This window comes from Phyllobacterium sp. A18/5-2 (assembly GCF_025452215.1).
GTDB lineage: Bacteria > Pseudomonadota > Alphaproteobacteria > Rhizobiales > Rhizobiaceae > Phyllobacterium > Phyllobacterium sophorae.
This window is the reverse complement of sequence record NZ_CP104966.1, coordinates 1,050,438-1,066,566: the sequence shown is the minus strand read 5'-3', so window position 1 is coordinate 1,066,566 and position 16,129 is coordinate 1,050,438. Positions and strand designations below refer to the sequence as shown.

The window sequence follows — 16,129 nt, the reverse complement described above, 5'->3', positions numbered from 1 at the left end:
ATCATCAAGATCTCTGCTGGAGCAAGTTTTAGCTTTGACCCCCGTCGGCAACGAAGCCCGCGGCTTCAATACCTGCGACAGCGGCTATTTCATCATTGTCTGATGAATCGCCAGTAATGCCGACGGCACCGAGAATCTCGCCCTTGGTGTTCTTGACAAGAACACCGCCAGCCACCGGAATGACATGCCCTCCGGATGCAGCAACGAGACCTTCCACGAAATGCGGGCGCTCCTTGGCAAATTTTTCCACCGTGCGCGACCCAGCGCCAATGGACAGTGCACCGAAGGCTTTGCCAAAAGCGATTTCAAACCGGAGCATGGATGCGCCGTCCTGCTTTTGAAACGCTTTCAGGTGACCGCCGGCATCAAGAACCGTGACGGATAAGGGGCGCATTCCAAGTTCACTACCCGTTGCCAGGGCAGCCTTGATGATCGTGTTGGCTTTGGAAAGTGTAATCTGGGCCATAGTGTTCTCGTTGCGAGGGTGTTTCATTGAATAGCAGCGGCTCCCATTGGGAGCCGGACAAGCCCGGTTCGGGCCGGAGCTTTTATTTGTCGAGGGAGTCGAGCTTGCGCTGCATGGCGGCGATCTGCTCCTTCAGCTCGTCGAGTCCGGTATCTTTCGTGGCTTTCTCCGGAGTGTCCGCGTCCGCAGGCTCTGCCGTACCGGCCGTCTTGCCAAGGGGGAAAGGCGTGAACATGCGCATCGCATGCTGCAGCATTTCGGTATTGCGGCGAACCTGTTCCTCGACCAGCTTGATCGGGGCGCTGACATTCATCATGTCCATTGGCGCCTTGCCAAAGGCTGCAGTCAATTGCTCACGCATGCGTTCCTGCTCCTTGGCAAAGGCAGACATGGATTGCTCGAGGAACGTTGGAAGAACCACCTGCATCTGGTCGCCATAATAAGCAATCAATTGCCGCAGGAACGGAATGGGCAGCATGTTCTGCCCTTCCTTGTTCTCGAGTTCGAAGATGATCTGAGTGAGGACTGAATGGGTGATATCCTCGCCGGTTTTCGCATCCTGTACGGTGAAATCCTCATTCCGCTTCACCATCTCGGCCAAATCTTCGAGCGTCACGTAGGTGCTTGTACCGGTATTGTAGAGACGCCGGTTGGCATATTTCTTGATGACGACGTCGCCGGTTTTTCCTGCCATTGCTCAACTCCCCAACCTCGTGTCCATTACCGAACTTGCGTGACGGCTTACGGATAGACATTGGAGGATAGGGGCAAAGCGCTGCAATTCAAAGTGATTTGTGCAGCGCATCCAACGCAATGCATCGAGACCTTTGCTGCAATGCAGCAAGCGATAATTTCGACTTAGACTGAAATGGCCCTTGTCAAACGGTTGTTAGGAGGGAATTCTGTCCAGGAATGTGCTGTATGAATTCAGCATGACAAATTTGAGGAGACGTCCATGACCCAATCGATTGTCATCGCCAGTGCCGCCCGCACTCCAGTTGGATCGTTTAACGGTGCATTTGCGAATGTTCCGGCACATGAGTTGGGAGCTGCGGTTATCAAGGAGGTGCTGAGCCGTGCGGGTGTCGATGGTGCAGACGTCGACGAAGTGATCATGGGGCAGGTCCTGGGCGCGGGCGAGGGCCAGAATCCGGCACGTCAAGCGGCCATGGCGGCGGGCATTCCGCAGGAAGCAACGGCTTGGGGCCTGAACCAGCTTTGCGGTTCGGGCCTGCGTGCCGTAGCGCTTGGCATGCAGCAGATCGCTACGGGCGACGCGGATATCATCGTCGCCGGCGGTCAGGAATCCATGTCGATGGCGCCGCATTGTTCGCATTTGCGCAGTGGCGTGAAGATGGGCGATTTCAAGATGATCGATACGATGATCAAGGACGGTCTGACCGATGCATTCCACGGCTACCATATGGGAATTACCGCCGAGAATATTGCACGCAAGTGGCAATTGACGCGCGAGGAGCAGGACAACTTTGCCCTCCGTTCCCAGAACAAGGCCGAGGCAGCGCAAAAGGCCGGGAAATTCAAGGACGAAATTGTTCCGGTTACCATCAAAACACGCAAGGGCGATGTCGTCGTTGCCGATGACGAATATATCCGCCATGGCGCGACACTGGATCTCGCTGGCAAAGCTCAGGCCGGCCTTTGACAAGGACGGTACCGTGACTGCTGGCAATGCGTCAGGGCTGAACGATGGTGCAGCCGCCGTCGTGCTGATGAGCGAGGAAGAAGCCAAGCGCCGGGGAATAAAGCCTTTGGCGCGGATCGTTTCCTGGGCCACTGCAGGTGTCGATCCGTCGATTATGGGCACCGGGCCTATACCGGCGTCGCGCAAGGCGCTGGAGAAAGCCGGATGGAAAGCCGAAGATCTCGATTTGGTGGAGGCAAACGAAGCGTTCGCTGCGCAAGCCTGCGCCGTGAACAAGGATCTGGGCTTCAATCCGGACATCGTCAATGTCAATGGTGGCGCAATAGCTATCGGTCACCCCATCGGCGCCTCGGGTGCCCGCGTTCTCAATACGCTGCTGTTCGAATTGAAGCGCCGTAACGGGACAAAGGGCCTCGCAACGCTGTGCATCGGCGGCGGCATGGGTGTCGCTCTTTGTGTGGAGCGGATCAAGGACTGAACGCAGTTCCGCTGGCTCAATACTATTTGGGCCAGCAGCACCCCAAATTTCGATTGTTTTTATAAGTACATTTCGTTTGAGAGAATCCGTTTAAGGGAGGGCACAATGACAAAAACGGCAATCGTGACAGGTGGGACACGCGGTATCGGCGCTGCCATATGCGTGGCTTTGAAAGCGGCTGGTTACAAGGTCGCGGCAAATTATGCCGGCAATGACGATGCAGCGAAGAAATTCAGCAAGGAAACGGGGATCGCGACCTATAAATGGGACGTGTCAAACTACGAGGAATGCGCTGCAGGGATTGCTAAAATCGAAGCCGACCTCGGCCCGGTAGGCGTGCTCGTAAATAATGCCGGTATCACACGGGATGCAATGTTCCACAAGATGACCCCTGGTCAATGGAGCGAAGTGATCAATACCAATTTGACCAGCCTCTTCAACATGACCCATCCAGTCTGGACCGGTATGCGCGACCGCAAATTCGGGCGGGTAATCAATATCTCTTCCATCAACGGGCAGAAGGGGCAGGCTGGACAGGTTAACTACTCGGCGGCCAAGGCCGGTGATATCGGGTTCACCAAGGCGCTGGCGCAAGAAGGCGCGCGTGCCGGAATTACGGTGAATGCCATCTGTCCCGGCTATATCGGGACCGAGATGGTGAGGGCGATCGACGAGAAAGTGCTTAATGAACGCATTATCCCGCAGATTCCGGTCGGCCGCCTCGGCGAGCCGGAGGAAGTGGCGCGCTGCGTTGTGTTCCTCGCTTCCGACGATGCAGGCTTTATCACCGGTTCGACGCTTTCGGCCAATGGTGGGCAATACTCAAGCTAATTGACGAGAAATGCCGGAAACGCCGCGCGTCTTCTATGCGCGGCGTTTTTTTAAGGAACGTTTCCCATGATCTTGGAAACATGCCCGAATGAATCTTGTCCTATCGAAAGCCGCGCCCGGGATGCTTTGTCCTGTTCGCGTCAATAAAAATTGAACAGTGAACAAAACATGAATAAGTTGGAGCATTGATTCCATCAGCGATCTCGTTCCGGCCTGGTGAAATTTCATCGGAAAGGAAGGGATGAAGGAATTGATGTAGTCCTAACCACAAGTATTCATTACTCTTTTAAATTTTCTAGCGGTGTGATGAGGTGCGGTGGCCAAAATGCGTAAAGGTTAATTCAATGCAAGAGGATCACTCGATATGAGAACTCCGGATTCAGCATTTAGTGCGCCCCTCCAGACAAAAATCTATATATGGCCGTGAACAAATCAGGAATCTCATCCTAAAGCTGATTCTGTAGCTGATTCTGTTCTGCTCGCGTTCTATTTCCTAATGGAACACTCCGTGAATCGGTTCATGATTGTTTATCTCGACAGCCCCGCATACTTTCTGTCGGATGCTGAAAATGCTACTTGGACTGCATGCCCGGCTCGCCTGCTCATTTGGTCAGGCCGTCGCGCCGGTACTGGAATGTAATTGATGAACCTTATGCCCACTCCCGAAATTCCGCTTATCCTGACAGGCCGCGATGTCACAGCCGTCTTGGGGCCGACCAATACGGGAAAAACGCATCTCGCCATCGAACGGATGCTGGCGCACCAGACGGGGATGATCGGCCTGCCACTGCGGCTTCTGGCGCGCGAGGTTTATAACCGCGTGGCTGAGCGGGTAGGGGTGAAGAATGTCGCACTGATTACAGGTGAGGAAAAGATCAACCCGCCGGGTGCCCGCTATGCGGTCTGCACCGTAGAAGCCATGCCGCGCCAGACCAGCATGGATTTCGTCGCTATCGATGAAGTGCAGCTTGCCAACGATCTGGAACGCGGTCACATCTTCACCGATCGTATTTTGCATCTTCGCGGGCGCCAGGAAACTTTGTTGCTGGGTGCCGCCACGATGCGCGCCATTCTCGAAAAGCTCCTGCCCGGAATTTCGATGATCACGCGCCCCAGGCTCTCAAATCTCACCTATGCCGGATCGAAAAAGATCACCCGGCTGCCACCGCGTACAGCCGTCGTCGCATTTGCCGCAGAGGAAGTTTATGCGATTGCCGAACTTATCCGGCGGCAGAACGGCGGTGCAGCGGTTGTCATGGGCGCGCTCAGTCCGCGCACGCGCAACGCGCAGGTCGACCTATATCAATCGGGCGATGTGGATTATCTGGTCGCGACCGATGCGATCGGCATGGGCCTCAATCTCGATGTCGATCATGTGGCCTTTGCCCAAGACCGGAAGTTCGATGGCTATCAGTTCCGTGGCCTTTCGCCAGCAGAAATCGGTCAGATCGCCGGCCGCGCCGGCCGTCATTTACGCGATGGCACGTTTGGTGTCACCGGTCAGGTAGCGGGTTTCTCCGAAGAACTGGTCCAGCGCGTCGAGTCGCATGCGTTTGATTCCGTAAAAATCCTGCAGTGGCGCACCGCCCGCTTCGATTATTCCAGCCTCGACGCACTGAAGCGGTCGATCGATACCGCCGCGCCGGTCGAAGGTTTGACGAGGGCGCTTCCCGCGGTTGACCAGCAAGCGCTGGAATTCCTTTCCCGCGACGCGGATGTTGCACCACTTGCTAACACGCCGGAGCGCGTTGCGCTGCTTTGGGACGCCTGCGCGCTGCCCGATTACCGCAAGATCGCGCCGGCGCAGCACGCGGATATCATTGCGTCGATCTATACTGATCTCGCTGAGTCCGGGCATGTTAACGAAACTTATATGGCCGAAGAGGTTCGCCGGGCCGATTCCACCGACGGCGACATCGACGCGCTTTCGCGGCGAATTGCCCAGATCAGAACCTGGACTTTTGTGTCTCACCGGCCCGGATGGCTGGCAGATCAGGCACATTGGCAAGAAAAAGACGCGTGAAATTGAGGACAGATTATCAGATGCACTGCATGAACGGTTGACGAAACGCTTCGTAGACCGCAGGACAAGCGTGCTTATGAGGCGCCTGAGAGAGAATACAATGCTAGAAGCCGAAATTAGCCCTGCCGGGGACGTAGTTGTCGAAGGGCACCATGTTGGACATTTGGACGGGTTCCGTTTCACCACGGATGCTCAAGTCGATGGAACAGATGCGAAAGCCGTCAAGGCGGCCGCGCAGAAGGCCCTGGGCGTAGAGTTTGAAAGTCGTGCGGCGCGGTTTGACGCTGCGGCAAACGGCGATTTCGCTCTGGGCTCCGATGGAACCTTGCGCTGGATAGGCGCTCCTGTTGCTTCGGTCGTTTCCGGTGAACAGGCGCTGAAGCCGCGTGCGGTGCTGTTGGCCGACGAGCAACTCACCGGCCCCGCTCGCGACAAGGTTGCGGCGCGGGTAGACCGTTTTCTGGCACACCACATCGAAACCGTGCTGAAGCCGCTTGTGGATCTTGCCAATGCCGACGCACTTGTGGGTATCACCAAGGGGTTGGCGTTCCAGTTGGTCGAGAATTTTGGCGTCCTTCAGCGCCGTGACGTTGCCGAAGACGTCCGGGGCCTCGATCAGGATTCCCGCGCGGCTCTCCGGCGTCTTGGCGTCCGCTTCGGCGCTTATCACATATTCCTGCCGGCATTGCTGAAACCCGCACCAGCGGGCCTGTTATCGCTTTTGTGGGCGCTCAAGGAAGACGCGAAAGATCGCCCAGGGTATGGCGATGTCGTTCAGGTCTTGTCTGCCGGACGTACGTCCGTCGTGACCGATCCGAGCTTCGATCCCGCCTTCTACCGCTTGGCAGGCTACAGGCTTCTCGGACGGCGTGCGGTGCGTATCGATATTCTTGAACGCCTTGCCGATCTCATCCGGCCTGCGCTGGCGTGGAAACCTGGTGCAAGTACACGGCCGGATGGTGCCTACGATGGCACGCGCTTCGTCGTCACGCCGGCAATGATGTCGATTCTCGGCGCGACTGCCGATGATATGGAAGAAATCCTGAAGAACCTCGGCTATCGTCAGGAAGCGGTCGATGCTGCAACCGTCGCTGCGAAGGTCCTTGAACTTGATGCAGCGTCAGCGCCTGCCGCCGCGCAGGAAGTCAGCGAGTCAAACTCGGAAATGCCTTCTGTACCGGAAGCTGTCGAAGCGGTGCAATCGGTTGCAGAAGAACCACAGGTCACGGCTGATCCGGCAACCGAAGCCAGCGAACCGGGTGACGAACATGCCAACGTTGCGCCAGAAGAGGCGCCAAAGCCCATATTTCTGTGGCGTCAGGCGCGTTTTGAAGGCCGCGCCAATCGCGGCAACCAGGAGAAGCGCAATCAGCCGAATGGAGGCCAGGTTCGCAATAGCCCGAGCGAACAACACCAGGCTCGGCCGGAGCGGAATCCGAACCAGCAGAATGAACGCGGCGATCGCAAGGATCATTTCCGCGGTAAAGGTAAGCCCGGAGGCAATGAGCGCTTCAAGCAGGAAGGCGGTAAGCCTTCAGGCAAGCCGCAGCCCCACGCAAAGCGTCCGGAGCGTGAAGAACGTCCGGTTAAGATCGACATGGACTCGCCCTTCGCCAAACTCTTGGCCCTGAAGGAACAGATGAAGAAATAGAATGACGGGAATCGCCTGAATGACAGGAGAAGAAAGGCAGCGCGTCGACAAATGGCTGTTTTTCGCTCGGGTCGTCAAATCCCGCTCCCTGGCGGCAAAGCTCGTATCCGGGGGCAAGGTGCGCATAAACAAGGACAAAATCGATCAGCCGTCTCAAGGCGTTAAGCCGGGTGATGTTCTGACGATCAGTCTTGAGCGGCGGATTCTGATCTACCGTGTCCTTTCGGTCGGGACGCGACGTGGTCCGGCCGAGGAAGCGCGAACACTATATGAGGACATATCGCCACCCTTGCCGCCGAAGAACGGCATCAGCCGCCTCGATGGATTGCCGGCCCGTGATGCCGGCAGCGGACGTCCGACGAAACGCCAGCGGCGGCAGGTGGATCGACTGATGCATGGGGATGGCGACGATTCAGACAGCTAGGAGCGCAGGATTGCAGAAATCGGCGCTTTTGTCGAAATGATCTCCTATCTTGAGCGTCGATCTAGAATAATATTCTACGAAATTCGCTAGTAAGGGATAATGATTGCTTGTCGGCCAAGCATCGCGGTGCGATGAATGGCGCAGTGAGTACTTGGGTATGGCCCATGTTCAGGTGTGATGGCGACGAACTTCGGCGTTTGCACGTGATGCGGGCCGCGTTCTGGTGCCGCAGCTTATTTTCCCCCCTTGTCAGCTCGGCGTCAAATCGTTACCTGAACCGCTGACACGCTGATTGTGGTGTCTTCAGGAGCCAGCAAATGACTTATGTTGTGACCGACAATTGCATCCGCTGCAAATACATGGATTGCGTTGAGGTCTGTCCGGTCGACTGTTTTTACGAAGGTGAAAACATGCTCGTCATTCATCCGGATGAATGCATCGATTGCGGCGTTTGTGAGCCCGAATGCCCGGCTGAAGCTATCAAACCAGATACCGAGCCGGGTCTGGACAACTGGTTGCAGTTGAACGCCGAATATGCCGAAAAATGGCCGAATATTTCCGCGAAACGCGACGCCCCGGCGGATGCCAAAGAGATGGACGGCGTTGAAGGTAAGTTCGAAAAGTTCTTTTCGCCTGAACCCGGTGAGGGTGACTGAATATTTCGTGAATCAGTGTTTGCTCAAGCGTGAATTGCCGTATAATGCAAGTCTTGCAAAAACGCTCTTTTTGAGCAAGTGCAGCAAAAAGTTGATTCTAATCACTTTTCGTGATATGGTCACAGGATATGTTGATCATTGGACGTCAATTTCGTGGCGCTAAAGCATAAATCACCAATCGGCTAGATTTATTTCGGACCTAACAGTTCTGGGTATGGTTGTCTGTTCGCCCACCCACTGCTTCGTCCGGATTGCTTTTGCGCGAATATCTTGGCGGCCGACAAACCGGGTTCCGGTTTCCAGTGATTGGTTTAGCCGGTGCGTTTTGCCGGGCGCAGCAAGGAGTAGTTAAGCGCATGACAGCAGTTCCGCAGAAAAAAGCCGCCGCCCAGCGTATTGGATTCAAGACGGGCGAATTCATTGTATATCCGGCCCATGGCGTAGGCCAAATCGTCAATATCGAAGAACAGGAAGTTGCAGGTCACAAGCTTGAACTGTTTGTTATTGATTTTCAGAAAGATAAAATGCGCTTGAAAGTACCTGTTGCCAAAGCAACTGCAATTGGCATGCGCAAGCTCTCCGAGACCGACTATGTCGATCGTGCGTTGAAGGTTGTACAGGGTCGCGCCCGCATCAAGCGCACCATGTGGTCCCGCCGTGCACAGGAATACGATGCGAAGATCAATTCAGGCGACCTGATCTCGATCTCCGAAGTCGTCCGCGACCTTTTCCGTGCTGACAACCAGCCGGAGCAGTCCTATTCGGAACGCCAGCTTTATGAAGCAGCGCTCGATCGGATGGCTCGTGAAATTTCCGCGGTCAACAAGATGTCGGAAACCGAAGCGGTTCGCCTGATCGAAGTCAACCTTGCCAAGGGACCGAAGCGTGGTGCAAAAGCCGAGGCGGATGCCGAAGTGGAAGCAGATTCCGTTGTGGAAGACGAGCAGGAAGAAGCCGCATAAGCGGGTTCATTCGATTATTTAAAAAAGGCCCGGCATTGCCGGGCCTTTTTTATTCACTAATGACTTTGACCTTGTCCCCGACTGACACAGTCCCCCCGGGCGGTAACGCATTGATCAGCCGGAAGAGATCGAGTTTGCGCTCGGTTCCCATGATCTGGTTAGAGAGACTGGTCAAAGTATCGCCGGGTCTAACCGTGACGACACGGATGCGCAGCGGCTTGATGTTGGCCTTTTCTTGCGGCGTCAACAGGCGGAAACTTTGTATCACTGTCTGCGACGCGGGTGTCAGCGCAGTGCTACCGGTCGGAGCCGCGGTCAGGAAGCGATAAATCCGGTCGCCGGCGTTGACAACAAAAATGTCAAACTCCCAGCGATCGGCCCTGGCCTTGGCGCTTGCTGCCGGCATCCCGTTGAAAGTTGTGGCTGTCACGCTCGCACCGTCCAGACCCGTAACCCAGCCGCTGCGCATGTAGTCGGTCATGGACGGACTGCCCGAAACCTGCGTTCCATCAAAGCGGACCGCCACCTCGCCAGGTCCCGTGGCCATGACTGCGTCGGCACTGTTGTCGATGACGAAACCATCGGGAACGGTGAAGCTCACGCCGAGCAGCGGGTGAACAAAGCTCCGTCCGCGCACATAACCCTCCTCCGGCGTGTCGCCATAGAGAATGCCGTCAATGCCCTGGAGAAAGGAATCACGATCGGTTGTGCCAACGCCCGGTGCCCCGACGCGGCGAGCGTGGCCGCGGGCGAGCTCGATGCGTTGCGGTGCCGAAGGGTGGCTGGCCAGAAAGTCGAGGCTGGCATCTGTCGCACCTGAGACAGTGCGGAAATCCGCATAGGATGCCATCGATTGCAGGAAGCGGGCGGCGGCGAACGGATCATAGCCTGCTTCACCAATCATCTTGATCCCGATAGCATCCGCCTGCAGTTCCTGATTGCGCGAGAATTGCGCCATCCGCAACTTGCCGCGGATCAAGGCTTCGCGTCCGGCGCTATCATCCTGCAGAACCTCCGAGACAACACGTCCGGCGATCTGCGCCTCCTGTTCGCGCTGCTGGCGTTCGATACCATGATTGGCGATCACGTGGCCCATTTCGTGTGCAATGACAGCGGAAAGTTCGGCACTGTCATTCGCAAGCGCCAGCAGACCGCGCGTCACGTAGAGATAGCCGCCCGGCAAAGCGAACGCATTGATGTTGGGCGAGTTCAGGATGGTGATGCGGTAGGTGTGGGTCGGATTGTCGGAGACAGTGGTCAGATTACCCACGACCTTGGCAACCATTCGTTCCAGCTTGGCGTCCTTGTACTCTCCGCCATAGGTCGCAAGAATACGCGGATGCTGCTCAGCACTGAGTTTTGCCAACCGGTCGTTCTTGGTAACATTGTCGACGGTCACCGGGTTCGATGAAGGACCGAGCGCATCTTCCTTGCCGACATTGAGCACCTGGCACCCTGACAGGAACGCAAGCAATAGCGTCGCCGGCGCAAGGTTCCTGCGGCGAGCGGCTTGAAGCCATCCGTTGCCAGTGGGGGAGTTAAGCGAACCCAGAATCATGTCCTCGTTGTCGTAGCGCATCAGCAGACTCGTATGTCTGTGTTCTTGCTAGCCCGACAAACAGCCTTGAGCAAGAAATTCATTGTCCTCTTAAAGAAGGCAAGGCGTCGAAAATATGTCAAAGGTCAGAGTCTTTCACACCGAGGTATTTCCGCAACAGCGACGGTCTCTTGTCTGACAATAATTCTTTCGCAGGCCCTGAAGCGACGATTTTACCGTGTTCGAGATAGAACAGCGTCGAGGGCAGGCGCAATGCATCTTCCGGATGATGCGTCACCATAACGATTGTCATCCTTGTATCCTCTTGCAGATTTCCGACGAGATCGAGCATTTCGTGGCGCAGCGCGGGTCCCAGCGAAGCAAAAGCTTCGTCCAGGAGAAGCACGGGCCGGTTGCGCACAAGGGCGCGGGCAATGGCCACGCGCTGGCGTTCGCCACCGGATAACGCTTCCGGCTTGCGTTCTTCCTTGCCCGCGAGACCGACTTTCCGGATCGCTTCGCTCACGGCGGTACGATCCGCATCGTTCAATTTGAGGTCTGGCTGGCGGCCCAGCCCGACATTTGCGGCAACATCAAGATGCGCAAAGAGATTGTTGTCCTGAAAAACCATGGAAACGGGGCGCCGGGCCGGCGGTGCATGCGTCACATCTTGGCCACCGATCAGAATCCTGCCAGACTTTGCCGTTTCAAACCCCGCGATGAGATTAAGCAGCGTGGACTTTCCGGACCCGCTTGGGCCGATAATGGCGGCTATCGAGGATGGTGCGATGGCGAGATCGAAATGCATAGCCATGTCGCCAAAGTCGAAGCCCACTGCATCGAGCCGGATCGACGCGCCGTCGCTCGCATGTGGCCCGGAAGGCTTAGCCATTATTTCCGCTCTCTTTTCTTGCCAGGCGGCTTGCCCCCCGGTCGGCTATTATCATCAGGAGAAGGCAAAGAAAACCGAGGATAAGAGCCAGACCGGCGGCATCTTCAGTGCGATAGCTTCCCATGCGCTGCAGCAAAAGAAATGGCAGCGTTTGAATAGAATTGTTGCCAAAAAGTGCAATGGTTCCCAGATCACCGAGCGACAGCGCCATGGCAAAGGCAAACGCAACGCCCAAGGGCCGGGCAAGTGCAGGCCAATCAATTAGCCGGAGCCGGTTCCATCCGGCAATGCCAAGTTGTGCACAGAGCCGGTTATGGCGGCTGGCCGCTGTGTCCCATGACGGGCGCAGAATCCGGAAGGCAAAGGGTATAGCCATCGCTGCGTTGACACTCACGACCATGATCGGCGCAAGACTGAACGGATCGACGAAATGGCGCGACAGGATGAACCAGCCCGCGCCGATCACGATAGGCGGGACGACCATGATCAGGCTTGCACCAAGATCGAGCGCACGCTCGAAGAGCGTGGGTGGCGCGTCACGGCGCTCATTGGCGAGATATTCGCGAGCCATGACCAGTGCGAGCGAAATAATCAGTGAAAGGGCCGCGGCACTTGCGCCAAGGATAAGGCTCGTCAAGATCGCCTGCCAGACAAGCCTTTCGCTGAGCAGCCGGAGCAGATCGGCTGCAAGGCCCGAGACAACGGTTCCAGCAATGGGAAGTCCCACAAACACCAGGCCAAAAAGGATCAGCCCGCCGTCCAGCAGTTTTGCTCCAAGCGGCGGCCTGTCAAAACGACGTGTTGCCGTGTGCAGACTAAACCCTTCTTCCGCCGGCCGGCCGCTCAGCCCCAGCACCGCCAGAACTGCGATTGTCAGGCAGAGTTGCAGCAGCGTCAGCGACACCGCACGTGCAATGTCGAAGTCGAAATGCAACGCTTGGTAAATCGCAACTTCCAGTGTCGTTGCCCGCGGTCCGCCGCCGAGCGTCAGGACAATGGTGAAGGAAGTTATGCATAGCATGAAGATCAAGCCGGCGATGCCGGAGAGATTGCGCCGGATGACGGGCCATTCGATCAGCCGGAAGCGCGCCCATCCATTCATGCCTAATTGGGACGCCAGCTTCCAGTAATCTTCGGGGATGGAATCGAGGCCAGACAGAATCAGCCGGGTCGCAAGAGGCAGGTTGAAAAATACGTGGGCAATGAGGATGCCGGTCAGACCGTAGATATCGGGTTTCGCGTCAAGGCCGAGCGCGCGGAAGGTCGCTGCCAGCAGTCCATTGCGGCCGTAGATGCTGGTAATGCCAAGGACCGCGACCAATGCCGGCAACGCCAGCGGCAGAGCAAAGAGCCGCAGGATCATGGCGCGTCCGGGGAACGCCGGATGCGCATGCAGCGCACGGGCGAGCGGAACGGCAAGGGCCACCGACAGCAGCATCGACAGAAGCGCCTGCACCAGCGTGAAGCGCGCAATACGCCATAAATAACTGTCGAAAGTGGCAAAGCCCTCCGTGCGGCCGCCCATCGCTTCAATCGCCAGACTCAACAATGCGCCTCCGGCAAGAATGGCCAGAAGGGCGAGGGCGGACGCCCCCGCCAGAGGTTTCAAGGAGCGGTCTGCCGTCACAGCATTACAAACTCATGGCTGACAACCATTCATCGATCCAGGCCTTGCGGTTCTTTGAGACCTCCTCCGGTGACAAGATCAAAGTCTTTGCTGGCTTCACCAGCGTTTCAAAAGCCGGGTTGAGCGCAGTGCTCGTCTTGGCGGCGGGAAACATCCAATTGTTCTCCGGGATTGCATCCTGAAACGCCGGACTGGTCATGAACGTCAGGAACTGTGCGGATAACGGGTTTTTGGCGCCATTGGCTGTCTGGCCCGCAACCTCCACTTGCAGATAATGACCTTCCTCAAAGGGAGCGGCCTTGTAACGATCGGTCTTTTCAGCAACGATATGATAGGCAGGCGAGGTGGTATAGGAAAGCACAAGCGGCGCTTCGCCCTTGGTGAATAGCCCGTAGGCTTCCGACCAGCCCGGTGTTACCGTCAATACGCGGTCCTTCAGTTTGCCCCAGGCTTCGCCAGCCTTATCGCCATAGACCGATTTCACCCATAGCAGCAGACCGAGGCCAGGCGTCGAGGTGCGCGGATCTTCGATGACGATCTTCTGCTTCGGGTCGCCCTCGACAAGTTCCTTCAGGCTGCCAGGAGGATTTTTCAGTTTTTCCGTGTCGTAGATCACAGCGAAATAGCCATAGTCAAAGGGCACGAACGTATCGTCCTGATAGCCGCCGGGTATGGAGATGGCACTTGTGTCGATGCCGTGCGGTGCAAAGAGGCCGGTTTCGCTGGCCTCGTAGGTCAAATTGGTGTCAAGTCCGAGGACGACATCTGCCTTGGTGGAAGGACCCTCGAGTTTGAGCCGGTTGAGCAGGGCAACCCCATCAGTGACTGCCACAAACTCGACGGTGCAGCCGCACTGCTTTTCGAAAGCTTCCTTGATTTTCGGACCAGGACCCCACTCTGCAGTGAAACTTTCATAGGTATAGACGGTTAGCTTGCCCTCGGCCTTCGCCGGGGCTGTCAGGCCGAGCGCCAATGCGCCGGCCAGGATTACTAATTTCACAAGTGTATTGAACGGCCGCATCGGCGTCTCCATAGTTACAATTCAAAAGGATTGATGCGCCGGCTTTTACTGCCGCGTCTAATCCCTCCGCCGGTACAAACCGGATCAGGTTCCGCGGGTTGGCAGGATTTCTCCCAAAGCCTCTCAGCCTGTCCTCGGTAAGGCAGGCACCCCGTTAGAGCGTTGCAAAGATTAAAGATAAAGCTGCAGGTGCGCAAGCGGGGCTATCTGCGGGCTCAATGATATGTTTCCTCCCCCGCCACACCCTCATCTCTGAGTCTGGCCATTGAGTGGTTGGGGAAGACGGGCGCCTCTCTCCAACAATTGCGGGGCACATCCCTCTCCGTAATTGGAGGGTACATTTGCACAAAACTCGGCGGGATCCAGCGGAGTGATAGTTCCGGCGGCACGCTTCCGGCCCTCCACAGTTGGGGAGGTTAGGGCAATGGATTGCTTATGAAACGCTTACGCCGCACAGCGTTTTTCCAACTCGAATGCTGATTTCGGGGGCGCTATTTTCGCCGGACCATCCACAACGGACCGGTTCACGCGAAAGGATCAGCCATGTTTCGTGGTCAAGGGTTTCAATATTCAACTGTGAGGGTTCAATCGACCATAAGGCCGGTGAAGCCGCATGCGATCCTGTTACGGCGCAGAAGACAAAAACTGGTTCCTGCGATCTCGCCAGGCCTCGTTCTAGTCATCGGCGTTGCCATTGCCGGAGTTATGGCCATTTTCCTCGGCATGTCGGGATAGTTTCAACCCAGCTTTATCAAAGCTATGCGACCGGCCCCGCCGCATGCTATGGGCGCTTTATGAGCAAATTCGTTATCCTTCTCGGCGGAACCGTTCACGTCTCCGACCGTCTTCGGCAACTTGTCTCCGGCGCGCGCGTCCTGGCGGCCGATGGCGGCATCGCACACGCTGACATATTAGGTCTCGCACCCGAGCTATGGCTTGGCGATTTCGATCTCGACATCGCCGGAGCTCGAGGCAAAGTATGCCCATGTGCCACGGGTCGTATTTCCGGCGGCCAAAGACATGACCGATGGCGAGCTTGCATTGAACGAGGCCTACAGGCTCGGCGCCAGCGAAGTCATCCTGTGCGGCGCTTTCGGCGGATCGCGCACCGATCACACGCTCCTGCATTTGACGATGGCGACGGCTCACGCAGCCGAAGGACGCAAGCTTGTCCTTTCCAGCGGCAGCGAGGAAGCACACCCGCTGGTTGCAGGAGTTTATGATTTCGATTTTGCCGACGGGACGCTCTTCAGCATCGTTGCGTTTACGCCATTGCAGGGGCTTTCGATTGAGGGCGCGCGCTGGCCTTTGAAAAATATGGAACTTTTTTTCGGTTCATCTCTTACAGTATCGAATGCTGTGTGTGGAAATCTCCACGTATCGCTCCATTCGGGTAAAGCGATCCTGATTGCTGCCCCGCAAATCGCCTAACGCTTGTAAAACAAAGCGGAAAGTGTAATTGTTGCGGCACAGCATTGGGGACGCAAGCTGGTGAGTTTGGTTTTTAAACGGGAGAGGTCTTCCATGTTGAAAAGTTTGTCTACAATAGCAGTTGCAGGGCTTTTGGCTTTGTCGGTGGCTGGTTGTACAACCAGCGATCAGCGCGTTGCTGGTTATGGCGTCGGTGGCGCCGCCTTGGGCGCATTGGCCGGCGGTGCTATTGATGGAGGCAGAGGCGCCTTGGCGGGTGCTGCAATTGGTGGCGCCGGTGGTGCTCTTGTGGGCGCTGCAACCAATCCGCGCTCCAGCGGCTACTGCACTTATCAAAACCGCTACGGCGAACGTTATCGGGCTCCTTGCCGTTAATAACTTCAAGCGCAAGCGCATTGCAAACAGGCCGGACTTCCGGCCTGTTCTGTTTCGGTGAACAGGAACGATCTTTCTTCTGCCGCATTAGG

General features: G+C 56.6%; 11 protein-coding genes, 3 pseudogenes and 1 riboswitch. Of the genes and pseudogenes, 8 read left to right on the top strand and 6 right to left on the bottom strand.

Annotation, left to right across the window (positions count from 1 at the left end; translation table 11 throughout):
• Positions 1-28: 28 nt before the first annotated feature.
• Positions 29-466 carry a GlcG/HbpS family heme-binding protein gene (locus N8E89_RS05340; protein ID WP_262261341.1) on the bottom strand — a complete coding sequence of 146 codons (438 nt, stop codon included), beginning with the start codon at positions 464-466 and terminating at the stop codon, positions 29-31.
• A gap of 82 nt (positions 467-548) precedes the next feature.
• Positions 549-1,160: a polyhydroxyalkanoate synthesis repressor PhaR gene (gene phaR, locus N8E89_RS05335; RefSeq protein WP_106661963.1), complete on the bottom strand. Its 612-nt coding sequence runs from the start codon at positions 1,158-1,160 to the stop codon at positions 549-551.
• 261 nt (positions 1,161-1,421) lie between these two features.
• Between phaR and N8E89_RS05330 the strand changes: the two are divergent.
• The 6 genes and pseudogenes from N8E89_RS05330 to N8E89_RS05305 all read left to right on the top strand — a co-directional run bounded on the left by N8E89_RS05330 (position 1,422) and on the right by N8E89_RS05305 (position 9,154).
• Positions 1,422-2,607: pseudogene (locus N8E89_RS05330) on the top strand (acetyl-CoA C-acetyltransferase).
• 105 nt (positions 2,608-2,712) lie between these two features.
• Complete coding sequence (locus tag N8E89_RS05325) at positions 2,713-3,438, top strand: beta-ketoacyl-ACP reductase (protein ID WP_106661961.1); 726 nt, start codon at positions 2,713-2,715, stop codon at positions 3,436-3,438.
• Positions 3,439-4,081: 643 nt separating this feature from the next.
• Positions 4,082-7,112, top strand: a pseudogene (locus N8E89_RS05320) (helicase-related protein).
• 19 nt (positions 7,113-7,131) lie between these two features.
• Positions 7,132-7,536, top strand: coding sequence for an Hsp15 family ribosome-associated heat shock protein (locus N8E89_RS05315; RefSeq protein ID WP_113172328.1), 405 nt, complete (start codon positions 7,132-7,134; stop codon positions 7,534-7,536).
• 317 nt (positions 7,537-7,853) lie between these two features.
• Positions 7,854-8,192, top strand: a complete 339-nt coding sequence (fdxA, locus tag N8E89_RS05310; RefSeq protein WP_262261340.1) for a ferredoxin FdxA — start codon at positions 7,854-7,856, stop codon at positions 8,190-8,192.
• A gap of 356 nt (positions 8,193-8,548) precedes the next feature.
• Positions 8,549-9,154, top strand: coding sequence for a CarD family transcriptional regulator (locus N8E89_RS05305; protein ID WP_106661957.1), 606 nt, complete (start codon positions 8,549-8,551; stop codon positions 9,152-9,154).
• A 49-nt stretch (positions 9,155-9,203) separates the two neighbouring features.
• Here N8E89_RS05305 and N8E89_RS05300 read toward each other — a convergent pair whose 3' ends face one another.
• The 4 genes from N8E89_RS05300 to thiB all read right to left on the bottom strand — a co-directional run bounded on the left by N8E89_RS05300 (position 9,204) and on the right by thiB (position 14,231).
• A complete protein-coding gene (locus N8E89_RS05300) occupies positions 9,204-10,712 on the bottom strand; it encodes a M48 family metalloprotease (protein WP_106662577.1) in 1,509 nt (502 codons plus the stop codon).
• A gap of 118 nt (positions 10,713-10,830) precedes the next feature.
• Complete coding sequence (gene thiQ / locus N8E89_RS05295) at positions 10,831-11,583, bottom strand: thiamine ABC transporter ATP-binding protein (protein ID WP_262261339.1); 753 nt, start codon at positions 11,581-11,583, stop codon at positions 10,831-10,833.
• Complete coding sequence (gene thiP, locus N8E89_RS05290) at positions 11,576-13,210, bottom strand: thiamine/thiamine pyrophosphate ABC transporter permease (RefSeq protein ID WP_262261337.1); 1,635 nt, start codon at positions 13,208-13,210, stop codon at positions 11,576-11,578. Before thiP ends, thiQ begins: the two co-directional genes overlap by 8 nt.
• Positions 13,211-13,214: 4 nt before the next feature.
• Positions 13,215-14,231, bottom strand: coding sequence for a thiamine ABC transporter substrate binding subunit (gene thiB / locus N8E89_RS05285; RefSeq protein WP_262261335.1), 1,017 nt, complete (start codon positions 14,229-14,231; stop codon positions 13,215-13,217).
• 44 nt (positions 14,232-14,275) lie between these two features.
• A riboswitch (TPP riboswitch) is annotated at positions 14,276-14,395 on the bottom strand.
• 630 nt (positions 14,396-15,025) lie between these two features.
• Between thiB and N8E89_RS05280 the strand changes: the two are divergent.
• Together N8E89_RS05280 and N8E89_RS05275 are read left to right on the top strand one after the other, a co-directional pair.
• Positions 15,026-15,662 (top strand): annotated as a pseudogene (locus N8E89_RS05280) (thiamine diphosphokinase).
• Positions 15,663-15,755: 93 nt separating this feature from the next.
• A complete protein-coding gene (locus N8E89_RS05275) occupies positions 15,756-16,037 on the top strand; it encodes a YMGG-like glycine zipper-containing protein (RefSeq protein ID WP_106661952.1) in 282 nt (93 codons plus the stop codon).
• Positions 16,038-16,129: the final 92 nt, after the last annotated feature.